The sequence below is a fragment of the Leptolyngbya sp. ST-U4 genome, from assembly GCF_039962215.1.
Taxonomy (GTDB): domain Bacteria; phylum Cyanobacteriota; class Cyanobacteriia; order Elainellales; family Elainellaceae; genus Leptolyngbya_A.
In genome coordinates, this window is record NZ_JAMPKZ010000051.1 from 1 (window position 1) to 17172 (window position 17172).

General features: G+C 45.4%; 14 protein-coding genes, 22 tRNA genes and 1 pseudogene. 26 read left to right on the forward strand and 11 right to left on the reverse strand.

What is annotated here, in order from left to right; genetic code table 11:
- Positions 1–71: 71 nt before the first annotated feature.
- The 21 genes from NDA02_RS26485 to NDA02_RS26585 all read left to right on the forward strand — a co-directional run bounded on the left by NDA02_RS26485 (position 72) and on the right by NDA02_RS26585 (position 1961).
- Positions 72–144 (forward strand) — tRNA-Phe (locus NDA02_RS26485).
- Positions 145–149: 5 nt separating this feature from the next.
- Positions 150–225: transfer RNA gene (locus NDA02_RS26490), tRNA-Asn, on the forward strand.
- A 5-nt stretch (positions 226–230) separates the two neighbouring features.
- A tRNA-Gln gene (locus tag NDA02_RS26495) sits at positions 231–307 on the forward strand.
- A gap of 6 nt (positions 308–313) precedes the next feature.
- Positions 314–386 (forward strand) — tRNA-Gln (locus tag NDA02_RS26500).
- Between the two features lie 52 nt (positions 387–438).
- Positions 439–516: transfer RNA gene (locus NDA02_RS26505), tRNA-Leu, on the forward strand.
- A 5-nt stretch (positions 517–521) separates the two neighbouring features.
- Positions 522–598 (forward strand) — tRNA-Leu (locus NDA02_RS26510).
- A 5-nt stretch (positions 599–603) separates the two neighbouring features.
- A tRNA-Pro gene (locus tag NDA02_RS26515) sits at positions 604–679 on the forward strand.
- A 3-nt stretch (positions 680–682) separates the two neighbouring features.
- Positions 683–756, forward strand: a tRNA-Leu gene (locus tag NDA02_RS26520).
- 5 nt (positions 757–761) lie between these two features.
- Positions 762–837, forward strand: a tRNA-Leu gene (locus NDA02_RS26525).
- 1 nt (position 838) lies between these two features.
- Positions 839–916, forward strand: a tRNA-Ile gene (locus NDA02_RS26530).
- 5 nt (positions 917–921) lie between these two features.
- Positions 922–996 (forward strand) — tRNA-Pro (locus tag NDA02_RS26535).
- 3 nt (positions 997–999) lie between these two features.
- A tRNA-Lys gene (locus NDA02_RS26540) sits at positions 1000–1075 on the forward strand.
- Between the two features lie 7 nt (positions 1076–1082).
- Positions 1083–1158, forward strand: a tRNA-Lys gene (locus NDA02_RS26545).
- A 3-nt stretch (positions 1159–1161) separates the two neighbouring features.
- Positions 1162–1235, forward strand: a tRNA-Leu gene (locus NDA02_RS26550).
- A 2-nt stretch (positions 1236–1237) separates the two neighbouring features.
- Positions 1238–1308, forward strand: a tRNA-Met gene (locus tag NDA02_RS26555).
- A 7-nt stretch (positions 1309–1315) separates the two neighbouring features.
- A tRNA-Thr gene (locus tag NDA02_RS26560) sits at positions 1316–1390 on the forward strand.
- A gap of 82 nt (positions 1391–1472) precedes the next feature.
- A tRNA-Thr gene (locus tag NDA02_RS26565) sits at positions 1473–1548 on the forward strand.
- Between the two features lie 4 nt (positions 1549–1552).
- Positions 1553–1624: transfer RNA gene (locus NDA02_RS26570), tRNA-Gly, on the forward strand.
- Positions 1625–1732: 108 nt separating this feature from the next.
- A tRNA-Val gene (locus NDA02_RS26575) sits at positions 1733–1807 on the forward strand.
- Between the two features lie 5 nt (positions 1808–1812).
- Positions 1813–1885, forward strand: a tRNA-Arg gene (locus NDA02_RS26580).
- Between the two features lie 4 nt (positions 1886–1889).
- A tRNA-Ala gene (locus NDA02_RS26585) sits at positions 1890–1961 on the forward strand.
- Between the two features lie 61 nt (positions 1962–2022).
- Here NDA02_RS26585 and NDA02_RS26590 read toward each other — a convergent pair.
- Positions 2023–3348: an IS701 family transposase gene (locus NDA02_RS26590; RefSeq protein ID WP_348256207.1), complete on the reverse strand. Its 1326-nt coding sequence runs from the start codon at positions 3346–3348 to the stop codon at positions 2023–2025.
- A gap of 77 nt (positions 3349–3425) precedes the next feature.
- Between NDA02_RS26590 and NDA02_RS26595 the strand changes: the two genes are divergently transcribed.
- Positions 3426–3490, forward strand: a tRNA-His gene (locus NDA02_RS26595).
- An 89-nt stretch (positions 3491–3579) separates the two neighbouring features.
- On the opposite strand, the gene NDA02_RS26600 is transcribed toward NDA02_RS26595, so the two are convergent.
- The 5 genes from NDA02_RS26600 to NDA02_RS26620 form a co-directional block, all read right to left on the reverse strand.
- Positions 3580–4071 (reverse strand): hypothetical protein, encoded by a 492-nt coding sequence (locus tag NDA02_RS26600; RefSeq protein WP_348256208.1) that lies wholly within the window; start codon positions 4069–4071, stop codon positions 3580–3582.
- Between the two features lie 24 nt (positions 4072–4095).
- Entirely contained in the window at positions 4096–5106 is a 1011-nt protein-coding gene (locus NDA02_RS26605; RefSeq protein ID WP_348256209.1) for a hypothetical protein, read from the reverse strand.
- Positions 5107–5433: 327 nt separating this feature from the next.
- On the reverse strand, positions 5434–6279 hold the full coding sequence (locus NDA02_RS26610) for a DUF3883 domain-containing protein (RefSeq protein ID WP_348256210.1): 846 nt from the start codon (positions 6277–6279) through the stop codon (positions 5434–5436).
- A gap of 69 nt (positions 6280–6348) precedes the next feature.
- A complete protein-coding gene (locus tag NDA02_RS26615; protein WP_348256211.1) occupies positions 6349–6861 on the reverse strand; it encodes a hypothetical protein in 513 nt (170 codons plus the stop codon).
- A gap of 436 nt (positions 6862–7297) precedes the next feature.
- Complete coding sequence (locus NDA02_RS26620; RefSeq protein ID WP_348256212.1) at positions 7298–7612, reverse strand: hypothetical protein; 315 nt, start codon at positions 7610–7612, stop codon at positions 7298–7300.
- Between the two features lie 711 nt (positions 7613–8323).
- On the opposite strand from NDA02_RS26620, the gene NDA02_RS26625 reads away from it, so the two are divergent.
- Both NDA02_RS26625 and NDA02_RS26630 read left to right on the forward strand, forming a co-directional pair.
- Positions 8324–8947: a PEP-CTERM sorting domain-containing protein gene (locus tag NDA02_RS26625; protein ID WP_348256213.1), complete on the forward strand. Its 624-nt coding sequence runs from the start codon at positions 8324–8326 to the stop codon at positions 8945–8947.
- A gap of 318 nt (positions 8948–9265) precedes the next feature.
- Positions 9266–9994 (forward strand): choice-of-anchor K domain-containing protein, encoded by a 729-nt coding sequence (locus NDA02_RS26630; RefSeq protein ID WP_348256214.1) that lies wholly within the window; start codon positions 9266–9268, stop codon positions 9992–9994.
- Between the two features lie 222 nt (positions 9995–10216).
- On the opposite strand, the gene NDA02_RS26635 is transcribed toward NDA02_RS26630, so the two are convergent.
- The 5 genes from NDA02_RS26635 to NDA02_RS26655 form a co-directional block, all read right to left on the reverse strand.
- On the reverse strand, positions 10217–10960 hold the full coding sequence (locus tag NDA02_RS26635) for a hypothetical protein (protein ID WP_348256215.1): 744 nt from the start codon (positions 10958–10960) through the stop codon (positions 10217–10219).
- A 265-nt stretch (positions 10961–11225) separates the two neighbouring features.
- Entirely contained in the window at positions 11226–12200 is a 975-nt protein-coding gene (locus tag NDA02_RS26640) for an AAA family ATPase (protein WP_348256216.1), read from the reverse strand.
- Positions 12201–12204: 4 nt separating this feature from the next.
- Entirely contained in the window at positions 12205–13854 is a 1650-nt protein-coding gene (locus NDA02_RS26645; RefSeq protein WP_348256217.1) for an IS481 family transposase, read from the reverse strand.
- 1 nt (position 13855) lies between these two features.
- Positions 13856–14491, reverse strand: a complete 636-nt coding sequence (locus NDA02_RS26650; protein ID WP_348256218.1) for a recombinase family protein — start codon at positions 14489–14491, stop codon at positions 13856–13858.
- 214 nt (positions 14492–14705) lie between these two features.
- Positions 14706–15221: a hypothetical protein gene (locus NDA02_RS26655; RefSeq protein WP_348256219.1), complete on the reverse strand. Its 516-nt coding sequence runs from the start codon at positions 15219–15221 to the stop codon at positions 14706–14708.
- A gap of 266 nt (positions 15222–15487) precedes the next feature.
- Between NDA02_RS26655 and NDA02_RS26660 the strand changes: the two genes are divergently transcribed.
- Positions 15488–15676 (forward strand): hypothetical protein, encoded by a 189-nt coding sequence (locus NDA02_RS26660; protein WP_348256220.1) that lies wholly within the window; start codon positions 15488–15490, stop codon positions 15674–15676.
- A gap of 950 nt (positions 15677–16626) precedes the next feature.
- Positions 16627–17172, forward strand: a pseudogene (locus NDA02_RS26665) (hypothetical protein); the annotation flags it as partial.

A 17172-nucleotide genomic window follows, 5' to 3' on the forward strand; every position in this document is an offset into this window, starting at 1 on the left:
GGTCGGCAACTGGTCTTGAAAACCAGGGTAGTCCTTGGGCTAGGGGTTCGATTCCTCTGCTCTCCGCTTGTGGGAAGTTGGTGAAGCTGGTGCTCACGTGCCGCTGAAGACGGTGAGAAGGCAGTTCGATCCTGTCACTTCCCACTCATTGCTCCGTAGCTCAGTGGCAGTAGCGGTCGCCTGTTAAGCGAACGGTCGCAGGTTCAATCCCTGCCGGGGCAGCCATCCATTGCCGAGTGGACGACATGGAAAGTCGCTGTGACTCTGAATCACGGAGATGCTGGTTCGACTCCAGCCTCGGCATCCAATCCAATGCCCTGTGGTGTAACTGGCAACATCCCGCTCTTTGAAAGCGAAGATTCCAGGTTCAAACCCTGGCGGGGCAGTTGGGAGGTCAACAGTCGCCTGGGTCAATCCCCTGTATTCCTCCCATTTCTCACTCCTGTAGCCCAACCGGAAGAGGCGGCTGTCTCAAAACCAGTCAATGTGCGGGTTCAAATCCCGCCAGGAGTACCAACTATGCTGCTGTAGCCCAACTGGAAGAGGTGCTGGTCTTAGAAACCAGAGGTTGTGGGTTCAAATCCCACCAGCAGTACCAAGCATCGGGATGTAATTCAGCGGTCAGAAGCCTTGGTTTGGGACCAAGGAGTCGTGGGTTCAAATCCTACCATCCCGACCATTTGCCCTTGTGACGGAACTGGCAGACGTGCTGGCTTCAGAGACCAGATTTTGTGGGTTCGACTCCCACCGAGGGTACTGATGCTCCTGTGGCGGAAGGGAAGACGCTCTAGACCGAGGATCTAGATTTTGTGGGTTCGATTCCCACCGGGAGTACCAAGCACCGAAGGCGGAAGTGGTGGACGCGCACGCCCGATAAGCGTGTTATTAGCAGGTTCAACTCCTGCTCGGTGTACCAAATTTCTGAGTGTAGTGCAGTGGCAGCACGTCGGTTCGGGGAACTGGAGGTCGTAGGTTCAATCCCTACCACTCAGACCATTCGGGTCGTTAGCTCAACGGTTAGAGTGGCTGCCTTTTAAGCAGACAGATCAGAGTTCAAATCTCTGGCGACCCACCAATGCTTTGGGTTGTTAGCTCAGTTGGTAGAGCAGCCGCCTCTTAAGCGGAAGTGCATAGGTTCAAACCCTATACAACCCACCAAATGCCCCTGTGACGCAATTGGCAGACGTGCCCGGCTTAAACCCGGATTGTTGCGAGTTCGACTCTCGCCAGGGGTATAGCGGGGATAGAGCAAGAGCGGCTCGGCAGTCTCATAAGCTGCAATCGGTGAGTGCAACTCTCACCCCCGCATCCAAATGCAGGTGTGATGTAACAGGAAACATGAGGCTCTCGTACAGCCTTCATGCAGGTTCAACTCCTGTCGCCTGCTCCAATGCAGACGTAGTGTAACTGGCAACACAGGGGCTTGGTACGCTCCCGATATGGGTTCAAACCCCATCGTCTGATCCAAATGTGCTGGTGTAGCTCAGTTGGCAGAGCAATCGCCTTGTAAGCGAAAGGTTGCAGGTTCAACTCCTGTCACCAGCCCCAGAATGCGATCGTGGTGCAGCGGCAAGCACCCCTGGCTTCCAACCAGGAGACACGAGTTCGAGTCTCGTCGATCGCTTGAGCGTGCCGTAAGGCAACCGCTCCAGCTCGCGATCGTGATGTAGCGGCAAGCATCTGAGTGCGCCACACTCAGCGCATGGGTTCGAGTCCCATCGATCGCTCTTATAGTCCTGTAGCTCAACGGTAGAGCAAGCGCCTTACAAGCGAGAGGTTGTAGGTTCGATTCCTATCAGGACTACCAATCATGGGAGTGTCGCCTAATGGATAAGGCAACCGTCTTCTAAACGGTTCCATGCAGGTTCAAATCCTGCCATTCCTGCCTTGGGGTCGTAGCTCAATGGCGGAGCAAGTTCCTTGCAAGAACGAGGTTATCGGTTCAAGTCCGATCGACTCCACTGATGGTGCCTAACCCTCTTCTGTCACTCTCCGAGATCAAAAAGTAACAAAACGGTCAAATTATCCATCAGGAAAACCCGGTGTAAATTGGTTCATAATCTGAATGAGGTTGTGAAACCCTCTCAATAAGTCAGGATTTGCAAAAATATTTAACCAAGGAGAAAGCAGCCATAAGGCAATCGTCGGTTGAATAATCAAGCGCCAATTATTCAAAACGCTTTTCCAGCTTTTTTCCGACTGCCAGTGTTGATGACTAGAAAAAATTTGATTCGTCTCAATCTTCTCACTTTCTCCTAGATTTCGATAATTTAAGGATAAAAACGGCTGAGAACTTACACTGATCATCGTATAAACACAAAAAATGATTTCCCACCACTTTTCAATTTCTCGGAAATTCGTAAAGCGATAATCAGTCCAGCCAAGTTCTTGTTTGCATTGCCGAAATCCATACTCTATCCAAGTCCTCAATCCATAAAGATTGCCAATTTTCTTTTTGATTTGACTTTGAATATTCGTCATCACAAACCAGGTTGAGTTTTCGGGCAAGGTTTCTGGCTCTGTTGTGATTTCCCAATAAGTTCTGAGATGTTTGCGACCAAAAATGATTTCTCTAATATATCTTTTCTCCGTTTCTTGATTGCTAAACTCTCTCTTGAATTGATACCATTTGTTGGCTCTAACTCTCTGTTCTCGAGGAACCCAGACTCCGTGATTACTTCTGATTGCGACAATCCAAGGCAATCCTTGTTTTTCTAGCCCTCTCAGAAATGCACTACTCTCTCCATATAAACTATCGGCTAATACTAATTCAATCTTAAAACCGAAATTGACGAGTTCTGTAATGATTTCTGATGCCAGTTCAATCTTTGTTCGATATTGATCGCCTACTTTTAGGGTCTTTTGAGGCTTAAAGACCTTAAAGATCAAAGGAAAACTTATATTTTTGTAAATTCCATAAGCATTCACAGAAACTATTCCTGCATCAATTTTGCCAATGCTACCTAAATATTGTCGGGCTACATAATCGGTCTTTTTCCCTTTTTTTCGGTCTCCGGTTTCGTCAATCACTACTGTGATTGGATTGTCTTTGAGAGCTTTTAAGATAATTGATAATCTACGGGTTCTGATTTCCGTTACTTGCCACGGCGAATTTGCTATAAAATGATGTAACGATTGGGCTGAGTTTAGCCCAACAATTTTGGCAATTTCTGGCAACGATTTCCTAGGAATTGGTGAAATTATCCCTAAATGTAAATATTTGAAACATTCATAACTTCTTACTTCGGGAAATAGATCTTTGTAGTGGCTACAATATCGATCGATCAATGATACCGTCGGCTGTGCATCTCTGGGTAAATGTTTGAGAATTTGTAGCTCTACATCCATTGCCCTGCCTACCTTGTAGAGATTCAAGAGATTTGTTTCTTTATTCTAATTCTCGGAGAGTGACACAAGAGGGCTAAAGTCGAAATGGTCGAGACACCAGCCTGTGAAGCTGGATATTAATGGGTTCGAGTCCCGTTAGGCACCCTTAAGATGATGAACGGATTTGGGTAACTGTTGACCAGATCTTTACAACCCACCTAAGCGGCTTCGGTCAATCTGCTGCACCAGAATTTATGCTGCGCTGTTACCTTCTATTTTCTTCCGCTTTGTTTCAGCAAGTTTTTCACGTCTCTTAACTCGTGTTAGGTTGCGAGAAAAGTACTTGTCTGGGATTTGAATTGTCTCCTCACTTAACTCGGATAAAACTCTGTTAGTTGCCTCGACAGCTTGTTCAAGATCTATCAAAGCGTTATACGTAGGCTTGTTATCTATATCCCACATAAGCATATACAAACTCTGCTGCAACCTGATGGCTAAACGCAAAAGATCTTTCTCTGCTTCATCCAAAGCATGTTGCTTAGTAAATTCATCGATTTGACTCTTACTCTTGTCAGCATATTCGTTGTATCTTTTCTCTAAATTTGAGAATTTATTGGTGAGATCATTGGCGACTTTTCTATGATGCTCTGCTGCTTGTCTATCTTTCTCACCACTAGCATGAGTAACAAGAGCGCCAACTGCTGCGCCAACTGCTGCACCGACTAAAGGAAGCAGAAAAAACATAAGCATTCCCCCATTTTGAGATGATTACGCTGAGGGCAAAGATTTTTGGGAAACAGGTAACTGTTTGTTGCCGATCGGTGTACCTCCCAAAGATTTAGCAATTGCAGCAGACTCAAGATATCGCTTTAATGCACCTTCTACACCAGGCTCAATAGGTCTCTGTGTAATCTCAGCATTCAATGCTTCAGACTTATTCAGAAACTCTAGATTCTTAGAATGTTCGTACAGAAGTTCGCTCTCAACATTCTGAAGATATTGAAGTTCCTTCTGAGTCAATGATGAATAGTACTCTTTCACCTGCTGCTTATGGTCATCAAGAATCTTGAAAAACTCATATACCATTCCAGCACCACCAGCAGCAAGTAACACTGGTGACATAGCTGCTAATGCAACAGCAACAGGAGGACAAGCGGCTGCAACTGCTGTAACTGTAAATGCTGTTGTAGCTCCAACTCCTCCACCAATGGCAGTTTCTTTTACAGTTTCCAGAGCAGCCTCTTGAGCCGACATTTCACCTCGTACGACTCGCAATGCATTTCTAAGCATAGAGAAGGGAGCCGTTGTTACTGCACCAATTACTGCTCCTTTAGGCGCAGCCTCTACACCAGCTTTCAATGCTCCACGTAAGTTATCAACTTGTGCTTTAACATTTAGTTGTCTTTGTTCTTGGCGTGTCATGTGTTGATCGCCACGAGCACGATTAGCAGTTTTATTTTCCCATTTGATATTGTTTGGATGACTTGAGCCACCTTTACTATGTGGTTTTATGTGGCTGGCATCCTTATCAGCTAAATATTCTTTGACTTTAGAAGCAGCGGATTGACCATCAACACCAGCCCTCTGAGAAGGTGGGATTTTGTCTAACATTTGTTGGGCTTGCGCTTCGGTTCGCCCTGCACCAGTACGTATACCACCTCTATACAGATGTCCTAACTTTTCTGGCGTGCACTTGCTGATATCGTCTAGTTGAGCGTGGTGAACTTTTGAATTTGCAGCAGCATTGAAAGCAGAATTACGTTGGGAATCTTCTGACATAAGCGCAAGTGTGAGGTGTAAAAAATCACTCAGCCAACCGAACTTCTCTCATTTTGCAACATTGCGCTATGAAACGACAACCGTATGCTAATGGAGGCATTACAGGCTACCATTCCTAATGATTAACCCTCAAGACTTGCCGCTCAAACTGTATTCTATATAACATTAATACTCAGTGGCTAACGCCCCTCAATAAGCATCTTTAGCTTTTGCACCATTACTCCTACACCCTCTAATCCTAAACGCATACAGAAAATTTTCGGCTATGCCCCAATCAAGGACTAAGCAGCATAACAACTGAATAGATGGAATCAGGAATACGATCGCCTACGCAATTCGAGCAATAAACTGTACTGGACTCAGGTTGCAAATTTGATTCAATGCGCCTGTAAGTGTGAATAGCCGTGGATCATCCCGGAATCGAAATACACGGTATAGATGGTAATGATCGCTGTAATTCTGGGAGACCATTACCTCGTTTTGGGAAACGAAGAAGGGGACTTGCTTCCCATAGGCAGTTGTCTTGACTTCGATGAAGCGATCGCGCCCATCCGCTTCAAACGATCGAACATCAAAACCAGCCCCATCTCCCTCGGTCACAGCAATGTGTTCTACTCGGTCTGCAAGGCTTTCTTGCCCTAATCGGATGAGCCGTGCCCGTTCAAAATTAAGAACGAATTCTTCACCAGCCCTGCCAAGGGAGGCATTACGAGCTTCTCGTTCTAGATAATTGATGGCAGGACGGACACGACGCAACGATTCCGATCGCTCTATAGTTGACAGAGGTGTGTAGGGTTCAGGAGGGGAATCGAGCCGAGACAGCCAATCCTCTACAGATGGGATGTTGGCAGGTTCCTCCACAGCCTGCTGCACAATTGCGCTAAAGCTTGAATCCGAACTGATGCGATCGGCGACAACCTCATAAAGTAGGGATTGATAATTGCCCAACGGCTTGTAGCCAAAGATGTAGGGATAGCCAAACTCCATCAGGATTGCACTGATATTTTGGTGCTTTCGTTCAACGGCTCCTTCCGATCGCCCGTTGAGCAGTTGGATAAGGTCCCGTCGATGTGCCGCTTTGTTGTAAGGCTCCCGTCGTAATTCCAGGGAGAGCATGGTGAAGTAATCTGCAACAACAGCCTCGACTTCCGTTTGTGACCACTCACCCGGCACGTCATCTTTCCTTTCAATTGAAAAGGATAAACTCCAACGTATTCAAGTTTATACCACCGTTGTTTCAGGCTATATTTTTCCTGCACTTAATACCCGTGATGAGATGGAGTGCGATGCGGCTTCTGCCATTGCCTGCCAGTCTTCCTGGGCGAACATTTCCGCCAACAGTAACACTGCTTGCTTCCCGGTCGATGGGTTCATATTTCCCGACTCAACACGTCCCGCTAGAAGACTATCAATCGTTGCAAGTTGAGTTTCAGTTGGATTCGCTAAATGATGACGGATCAACCGACGGGCGACCGCATAGGTGTCGTCGAACCCCGCACCCAAATCCCAAGATTCCATCCACTGCCGCAAAGCAGTAAAGAGAATCGACTGGACTTTCATCTGTTGCCGCAATTGCTGGTTTTGCTCGCTCGTAAGCGCAGTAACAGTTTGGCTATACTCCCTCATCGGCAGCCCTGCTTCTACTTGCACCCCGTCCTCAACTTGAGCAGACTCGCGCAACCATGCCTCGTTGTTGCACAAATCCATTAAGTCTCCGCTTTGGGCGTATTGGGCAGTGAGGGTGGGATCATCCATTGAAAACTTTCCTAGAAATTAGGGCAAACTTAGCGCCGGAGTACACCGTATTCAAAGTATACCAAGCTCTCCTTGTCCGGGTCTGGATCATACTCCGCCTTTGTATAGTAGCCGAGAAAAAATGGTCGCTAAGGATAACTGTCCCATTTACGAGGTTTGGTCTAGTTGCAGTAAGACACCTAAAACAACGCAAAATCAAGCTTTTATAGCATCAACTGTCCCAGAAACAGCTAGAAATGGGACAGTTCAAACCAGCAAGTGATCCATTAAGGCAATCGCTAGAATCTTTATCCAGCGAGCTTTATAGCTTTAGCGACCAAAATTTCTCCATTGTTAAACAAAGGCGTGGTAGTTTGTTGCGTTGGTTTGCCCCTGGTGACACGTTCGCTATATTTAGCCCAAGAAGCTCAAATTGGTTTTATTTTCTAATCAGAAATCAAAAGTCATTACGCAGGTCGTTATAACTGTGAATCAACTGCACTACATGAAGCAAATCAATAAAACGCGCTTCCTCATGCGTTATCGCCTCATACTCGTAAGAAGCGCTCAGATCAAGCGCTTCTGAAATGTTGTCAAGTAGCGCCAAGAACTTTGTCCACGCTTTCGTCACCTTTGTGTTGCGTTCAAACACTTCTCGCCATATCCAAATCAGGACAAGAGGTGCAGGCTCTTCGCTGGGTTGAATAGCATCAGAGTAAAGGTAAGCTAACTCTCTTCTGGTTGCCTTTCTTAGTGCATTCCAGTCAGCCATAAGGTTGTTTTCTAAATAGAAAATATTAGGTCTGCCCATAGTGTCCGCTGAAAATTCTTTCTACTTGGGAAAATTACAGGCTTCAGCACCGTAAAGTATTTGCTGTTTCCCGTCTGGGTGGAATCGAACGCACCAATTCCCATCGTGTCGAGCGACTTGGTAGTCATGCCACGCGCTAAAGCCAACGGCTGAGACTGCCAACAACAGCACCGATCCGCCTGCAACTGTTAACAAGAAAACTTTGGGTCTAAATATTGGTTGAGTTTTAGTTATTGTCTTGCCCCTGGTTTTCTCTAGAATTCCCTCAAATGGGGCTTGAGTAGCAATCGCTTGGGTTTAGCCTAATACTCTTGACATTTACATAATTCCAATTTGTCAATACCTATTTTGCAAGATTCTTAAAGCCTCAGCACAACTTTTTTCGGAGCATGACAGATAGAAGCCCCTAACCGCTTTTACCTATTTTTAATAAGAACTGTATATAAAATATTCGTGAAATAAAAATAATACTCATATATTAGGGAAAATTCATAAAGTATTTATAAATTACCGTGAAGTAACTTACTATTATCTACCAGTAGCTTTATGGTGTAGTCACTCAACTCATAAAGTTTCTACATAACTATCAAGTGGTACTTATGCATTCCATTTGTATTTGATAGTCGCCAGGTGTAAAGACACAGCTCAATTGTTTATTTGGAAATTCAGAAGATGTCAACTAATACTTTGAAATGCTTAGTAGCAGCGGGTGGGTTATTTTTAAGTGTGGCATCTTTGCCTGCGAGTCCAGCCCAAGCTGTGGGAATCATTACTTATGATTTTAAAGTCACTAATCTGACTGGTGTCTTAGCAGGCAAGGATTTTAACGGTTCGTTTAGTTTTAATGATGTTAACTTTCAAGGGCAAGGGGACGAGTATGTTAGTGACCCCATGTATTTATTTCAATCTGAAAGTGGTAGTTTAATCGACTTTGAGTTTAATATTTTGGGACGCACATTTACTTTCTTCGATGATGAATTCCGGCGAACATCTGTTTACTTTATGGATGGAGTTCCCACAAGCATCTATTATCGTGCAGGTCCGACTGACCACTATTTAACCCCAGAAGGAGGATCTAGTATCCTCTTTTGGATGAGACCGCTAGGCAGCCAGAATTCGACTCTCTTTAGATACATGTTTGACGAAGGCGGATTTTACTCAGAAGGCAGTGGAGGCGGGGATGTCATTTTCAGTAAAAGAGTATCCACCCCTGAGCCTGCTACTCTTGGAGGATTAAGCGTTTTAGGTCTAGGATTATTGGTGAGTCGAAAGAAGAAAACTCAAAAATCTGCCTAAATCGGGGTATGAGTATCATCTGACACTGTTGGCGAACTTCACAATTAACTGCCTCCGGTGAGCCGTGCAGGGGAATCAAATAGGACTAAATGTGGTGAAACTGTCACTAGAGGCAAAGTACTACTTAAGCCCTTGCTGTGCTTACGTTCTGCAAAATCGCAGTAAGGTCATTTAGTTGCAGGCTAGCTAGGCAGATAATTTTATAAATCAGCTCTCACATCCGTATATGCATGAAGATTGTGTAAAAAATTAGCCTCTATCTTGCCATTTACTACGGTAATTGACTAGGGTGGTCACATTCTTTGATGAGAACAACGGATGTTGAAATTAAATTCTTTTGTTGCTGCCACGCTGTCTACTCTTGCTCTTACTACCGTTGCAATTGGTTTGTCCGGTCACGCTCAAGCTCAAACCTTTGTAGGTAATTCTAGTGGTACGTGGGGCGCTCCCGATCCAGGAACGAACAGTAATCCCGTTTTCTCTGGTGTTAGAACTAATACATTCACCTGGGGACAGGGAACGCCTCCAAATCAACTGAGCTTTATCGGAAATTCATTTTCCACTGCAATCGACTCTTTATTCAAAGTTGGAGATTTAACCTACTTCAATGGAGCCACTACAATAGGCACACCTGTTGATTCCGTACCTCTCAACGTCCTACTATCATTAACCAGTCCCACTAGCATCAGCGAAGTTTTTGGCTTCAACTTTCAACTTGTTAGCACACCCAACACAGGGACTCCAGATGAGAATGCCGATTTTGTCTTTCCTATCAATAACTTTGGTAGTAGCAGTTTCAGTTTTGGTGGAACTAATTACACACTTCAGCTAACTGGCTTTAGCCAAGACGGAGGTGCTACAACTGTTAACGAGTTCCGTGTCCGTGAAAGTGAAACAACTACTGCTGCTATCTTCGGTAAAATTACTGCGGCTCCCGTGACCAAAACTCCTGAACCTGCCACAATGGCTGGTTTTGGGTTGCTAGGTATTTACTTTGTTGCTCGTCGTCAAGGGCAAAAGACAAAAGCTGTATCCCTTTCTAAGTAACAGGAATTATGCTAGATTCAGATGATTGAGAAAAGCCCCATTTTCAGAGGCTCGACATAGAGAAAAATCGATTTTAGGACAGAGGCGATCGCTAGCGCTGGTAAGAGGTGAAGCTTGAGGTGGTAAGAGGTGGCTACACAAGAGGCACGGCTTAGGGGTCACGATGTCGGAGAGTCAAGTCGAGCGCAGGGAATGCGCCCGACCCATCAAAAACCTAGAACACTACATCGAAGACTTGTCCCACCAATCATCCACAAAATCAACAATCAACTCATAATCCTGAGTCACCTGAGCCGCATACTGCTCGTCAACCCTCAGCGTATGACCCACCAGAGCGCTAAAAGCCGCTTTATCCTTACCCGCCATCCGCACCTGCTTCGAGCCAATGTGCCGAAATCCATGCGGGTTTAAGTAATATGCTTGCCCGTATAAAGCCTTCGTCGCCCGACCAACCGCCCGAGAAACCATTGAACTGATGCAAGACGTGCGAGACTCATCGTAGGCTTTCCCAAAACTGCCGGGATGAGAGCCGCCCAACGAAAAGAAAACGTTGTGACAAACTTCAGCATTCGCTTTTGCCACTTCCCAAGCCGCAATCCGCGATTTCAAGCCCTCATACTTTCTCTCCAAGTTCTGTTTGTATCGCTGCGGACTAGAACACTGTTGAGGCAAAATTCCAGAGAGTTGTAAATTCAAGAGTTTTTGCTCGAGTCTTTCCAACTCTTTGGGAGAATGCCCCCAAAACTTTAACCAGTTCTCCAAGGTTTGCGTAGCTTTGAGTGCTGAGGGACGAATTTGTTCAAGCCAGACATCAAGGTCGCGAGTCAAGATATTGGGTAGTGGGTAGTACCGGGCTTTACCCGTCTTACTAAAAGTTTTGTGGTTTTTGATGCGAACCGCATAGCTGTAGCGAACTGCAAACATCCAGAGATCAAACTGCAAACAAGGCGATGCGTGAAACCACATTCATTGCAAATCAAGGCGTTTGCAAACCACAATCGCTGCAAATGAAACTGCAAACCTAATTTTCAAACCGCAAACAAGGGGTTTCAAACCACAATCGCTGCAAATAAGCTATAACCCTTACTGGAACTGAGATACAGGATTTGTGGGTTTACAGGTGTCCAAGTTATACGAACTTTTACACTGGACAGATATGTGCATTTAATTAGCGCTCAACTGAACGCTAAGAAAACAGAAAAATTCTTTATGGGGTATTTCTTGTATTCATTCAATTTTCTTCGGACGCATACAAGGGAATTCCAATTTGTAACATCTGGTCTCTTAAATCTTGGGTTCGACCCGGAGGTAACTGAGCGTGTAAAAAAGAATTCACCTCACTGACCCGTAGATTTAATAACTCAGCTAGGACTTTAGCATTGTAACCATGACGTACTAGACGAGGTTCTAAATCGTTGAGACCAACAGCCAACACGGCTTCAGCCAGATCGCGGGTGACAGGCTTCGTTGCCGCTTGATAAGCGTCTTCAAAAGCTCTGTGCAAATAATGTTCGATTTGCAATGGAGTCGTTAATCGTTCTGCTAAAAATGCCATTGCCTCGTCGGTAATCAAATCTCCAGGCACATAATCGTCGTGAATACACTCACTCAACAGCCATTTTATATACTCAACCTGATGTCCTCTGATCCCTTCTAAACTAAACACGTTGGTTCTCGCACCAATTTCTTCCAAAGAGGGTCGGCGCAAATCGTTTTTCAGTTTGGGATGCCCCACTAGCACTACAGACAAAGTGCAACCATTGTGACGTACTAGTTCAATTAAACGCTTAATTTTGATTAACGTACTATGATGAATGTCGTGAGCTTCATCCACAAAAAGCACTACAGGCTTACGGCATTTTTGAATCAGCGCTAATAGTTTCCGTTCTCTGAGTTCGGGTTGGGTCGGTGGTTTAGCGTCTTTTTCGGTGCTTAAATCACAGAACAAAGCGCTCATCAATATCCCTAAGTTAACTTTATCTTTGTCAACTGCCAGACTTCGAGAGGTAACGATGTCTTTTTCAGAGGCTAGTTCTAATTGCAGTCGTTGCAGAGTCGTTGTTTTACCACAACCTACAACACCTGTCAGAGCAATCAATCGACCTTGCCTCAGTTGGGGTTTAAGTTCTTTGAACAGATGGGTTTGCTCTGGCGTTTCAAAATATCCCACATGGTCTAAGGTACGTTTGAGACCAAAATAAGTCATGACATCACTCAACATGGTTCGTACCTGATAAGGGGTGGAAGAAATCTCGAATTTGTTTCATTACCTCCTGCTTATTGAGAGTAGACAGCAGAACTGCGTCAATATAAGCCATCTGTTCAGAGGTGAGTTTGGCTAAGGGTCGTGCTAAGTAATTGGCAATCGCCAATTTAGCGACAATCACCGTGCTGAATGTTAGCTCTTGAAATGGGTTAGGGTCTACGAAGGGCTGCACCTTTAATGGGGTTGCGCTATCGACAAAATCAGACAGGTTGCCTTTACCAATCACAGAGTTCGGTAAAGATAACTGTTTGGCTAAAGATTCAATCCGGTCAGCCCGTTTCTGCGTTCGTGTTTTCTTGAAACTACGGTAGCGATGTAGGGGAATGGGGCCATCTACAGGTAGAAATGGACCGTAACGACGTTCAGAGTGTTCTACGTACAGTTCGTTATCGAACAAGCCCCACCACAGAACTACAGTTTCTCCAGCCAAATCTGGCTCCACCTCATAAGCCACCCCCTCAACCGTAACGCGAGCATCGATGCCTACCTTACGGCGTTCGGGTGAGCGTGCAAATGTACAAAAACGCTCCCAAGTACACATTTGACGGATGCCGCTAGTCGGTAAATTGTTCACCCAGTCGTCCATCCGGGAATGGGGTTCGCTACGATGGGGTCGGCTATTGTAATGGAGCAAAAACTTCATCAACCAAGCGTTTGCCTCAGCTTCGGTCTCCGGTTCATGCAGGTGATAGAGAGTTTCGTGCATTTCTTTGACAGTGCGAAACGGTCGTTCCACCTTGCCCTTAGAACGAGCCGTCACCCGTCGTCCATCCTTGCCATTCGGTAAATGGGTACGTACTTCAATCCCCAAATAACCCATGACTTTTTGAAACACCAAGCTCTTAGCAATGGGGCCGTTGTCCATGTACAGCATTTGGGGAATGCCTTGAAAGGGAAAATCTGTCTCTTTTTTAGGTGACATGGCAGCAAACATAAACCGCAGTGCTGCTTCCACATCCTCGCCGTAAACAGCGTGGTATTCTTGGTATGCCACACCACTTCGGTCATCCACGACACTATAAAGCATTAACAAGGGATGACCCCGCCCCGGTTCTAGAAAGGCTGGTGCTTTTACGTGCTTGAGGTCAGATGGACTCAGGTCAAAATGCCAACATTGATTGCTCTGTTCTGCCTGGAAGCGAACAGCCGGTGGTTGCCGTAGAAGGGTATTGCGGTCGTAGCCCCATTTGTTGAGATAACGGTTGATGGTGGTTGGTTTGAGCAAACCGACTGGGACGGTGACATGACCATCTGGTGTGTTGATGCCATCTTCTTCCAATAAGCGAATTGCTTGCACGGTAGATAAATGGCGACCTTTACGGTTAGATGTACGTATTTTAATGGCAGCAATGATTTCGCAATATCGCTCCAGAGTTGCTTTTGGAATTACACGCGGTACATCACAATCAGCGCGACGTACTGGGCGAATTCCATTCCCTTCTCGTAGTGTCCGATACACCGTATCTTCGGAAATGCCATAGAGTTGCGCTATTTCTTGGACTAATACCCGACGGGATGGACTGCGCGGTGGTAGTTGGTCTAAACGACGACGAAGGTCTACGATTGCATCAATTGGTACTTGTTTCTTGGGCATCCTATGATTTCTCCACTAATTTACCGGGGCGTGGGTGGAGATGTTTGCGTGACAACCAATCGTAGAGGGTGGAAGGTGAACAATCGACCAGTTTGGCAATTGAGCGTTTACTGATTCCTTTGGCTAAATAAGTGCGAATTTCTGCTTCCCTTGTGTCCAGTTTCAAATGTGCAGATTGTCGTCCTTTGGGTCGTCCCAACGTTTTCCCTTCAGCTTTCCGTTTGGCTAGGGCCTCGGTTGTTCTAAGTACAATCAATTCCCGCTCAATTTCTGCTGCTAAGCCCAAAACTGTTGCTGTAATTCGGCTTTGCATTGAGTCATCCAATACCAGACCTTGTTTAGCGATATGGACGTTGATTCCTCGACGCACGCAGCACTCCAGAATTTCTAATACTTGTAAGGTGGAGCGTGCCATCCGACTCACTTCTGAAAAAATGACGACATCGGATGCTTGTGCTGTTTGGGTCAATAGTTGTCCGACGCCGCGCTCTGACCATTTCTCCCGTCCAGAAACAGTGTCCTCTACAAACTGGATGGGACTCAAAGCGTGGACGTTAGCATATTCTAAAATGCCATGTCGTTGATTGTGTAGGTCTTGTTTGTCGCTAGAGACTCTTAAATAAGCATAAATCGCCATGACTACACTGGCTGTCGGTTTAAACCGCTTGATTGATTTAATCAAACAATATTAGTCCAAATTAAACCACAAAAAATGTACATATCCGTCCAGTGTAAAAGTTCGTATAACTTGGACACCTGTAAACCCACAAATCCTGTATCTCAGTTCCAGTAAGGGTTATAGCTTATTTGCAGCGATTGTGGTTTGAAACCCCTTGTTTGCGGTTTGAAAATTAGGTTTGCAGTTTCATTTGCAGCGATTGTGGTTTGCAAACGCCTTGATTTGCAATGAATGTGGTTTCACGCATCGCCTTGTTTGCAGTTTGATCTCTGGATGTTTGCAGTTCGCTACAGCTATCGGGAAGAGCGATCAACAGTTCGTTGACAGTCACCACCCGTTCGCCGGGGTTCGGCTCAAGTGCTGCTAGTACCAGGAAGAGCGCCATCTCAGTTTTATTTTTCTGAAAGATGGGGGAGCCATTGAGGAAATGCGCCATTTGTCCGACAACATAGCGGCTTCCCTCATGCGAGATGAGCGCGCTTTTCTCATCGCTTTGAGCATCAGAATCCAATTCCCAATCTTCAAGATTTTTGATAATTGAAGGGATGATTTGAATCTTATTTTTGGGATTAATCCAGGCCGTTGTGCGGTTGCCACCGTCGAAAACGACACGCTGACGCAATAGGGGATTATGCGTCTGAGTTTGGGTGAGCGTGCCATTTTGCGGCACAAAATCAGTAGTAGTCATATTGTCAGAAATCCTGTAAAACTTTGCAGTGATTGCATTTCGGGTTCTATGCGACGAACGCAGATTACCCTCGTGAAGTGTGACGCGAGTAGCCCTCAGTGTGCTGCGATTAGTTCGTTGCGTCCTGTGACGTCATCATGTGAGCATGATAGCATCAATTACATCAACTGTTTCAAATATATATTTCTGCGTAAAATTGGAGAGAATGTTATTTTTGTAGCTGTTTTGATGTATAGCAACATGGGTCATGACAGGAGATAATCAGGATGATTAAAAGCAAAGAAGATGTAATGGCACGACCTAGGACAACTGTTTCGTTTGATGAAGATGTCTTTAAAAAGCTCTCAGACAGAGCAGAGAAAGAGGTTCGCACGGTAGCGAATTTAGTCGAGTATCTAGTTCTAAAAATGCTGGAGGTTGAGGAGCAACAACAACAAGATCAGAAAAATGACTGAAACTCAAGGCGATTTTAAGTTGGAAATTTCCTCGTTAATTCAACTCTATTTAGATGCAATGGGCGGCTTGTGCAAGGTTGAGCGATCGCTCTTGTTCTTCGAGCACCCTATAGCGTTTGATTGTGTTAGTTGAATTCTTGCAAAGCCAATTAGAGTTTGTTCTTGGTTAATCAAAAAACTGAAGACTTTCTGAATCCACTTCTGCGAATTTTTAGAAGTGAAAAATAGAGGTGATGTGCTGAAATGCTTATCACCCCTATCAACCTGAGTATCAACATATTAATTAAAATAACTGGCTTGCCGCCTAACTGACTTGTCGGTTTATTTTATTTTTTAATAAATATTGAGACGAAAAAACGATCGTAAAAGCCGATCATGCTTTATTATCTGATCAACTTACAGGAGACGAGATGAAATCATGAAATCAGAAGAAAAGAAGCTTCAAAAAGTAATCCCCGTTCGGCTAAACGCTTCCGATTACCAAAAAGTTACCGACGCACCAAAGCAAAAGGGCATCAGCCAATCTGCGTTGCTCCGTCGGTTATTGAATTCAGACCAAAAATAAAAAGAGCGATCGCGGTTGCAATTGCTCTCTAGCTAAAAAAATCTTCTTCAGATTCTAACAGAGAATCACCCCGATCAACCTCAAACCCTACAGAGAAGTTGCGATCGCGATCCATCCACCAAAAAGGATCGCAAAATGAAAAAAAATGCAAAAACCCCTAGCAGCCGTAGAAAGCCGGGGTTTCCTATCAAGAGAGAAATAAGCATAGAAAAATTTCTATGCTTCAATGCTACCCCAAATTGGCGCAAGCTAGCGCTGAAATGCCTTAGAGCCAACCCCTCACAGTGGAAAAGGGGGTTTCTCACCAATCCGATCAATCGTTTGCAACCTACCCCCCGTCAACTTGATTGGTTGACCGACACCGCAGATCGGCTAGGGGTGAGCGATGTTTAAAGCCTCCAACCGCCACAATCCCTGCCCAGTCTGCGGTGACATTAAGGGGAATTGCCGCCACACCGATAGCGATTTAATTCTGTGTATGACCTACCCCGATGGGGGTGACTTACCAGGATGGAAATTCCTCAAACCTACTAATGATGGGCTGTGGGGTTGCTGGAAGCCAGTAACCGATCAACCTCAGACTTATATCAAGCCTGTAGCGCCCAAGGTTGAAAGAACATATTCAGACCTAACCCATGAGGAGCGAGATCGCTACATCCGCACCTTGCACCGCAATCTAGGGCTGAGAACGGCTGACCGAGAAAGATTAAAAGTGCGAGGGCTTACCGATAGCCAGATTGATGCGGGTTTATTCTTCAGTCTGGATAAAGAAACCGAACTCGATCTCCACTTCTCCCAGATTCCCGACAACTTCCCCAGCGTATTCCGTCGCGGGGGTAAGCGATACCTCAGAAGTCATCGAGGGATAGCCATTCCCACATTTGACGAACAGGGATTGGCAATCGGGTTACAAATTCGCCTGGAGAATCCG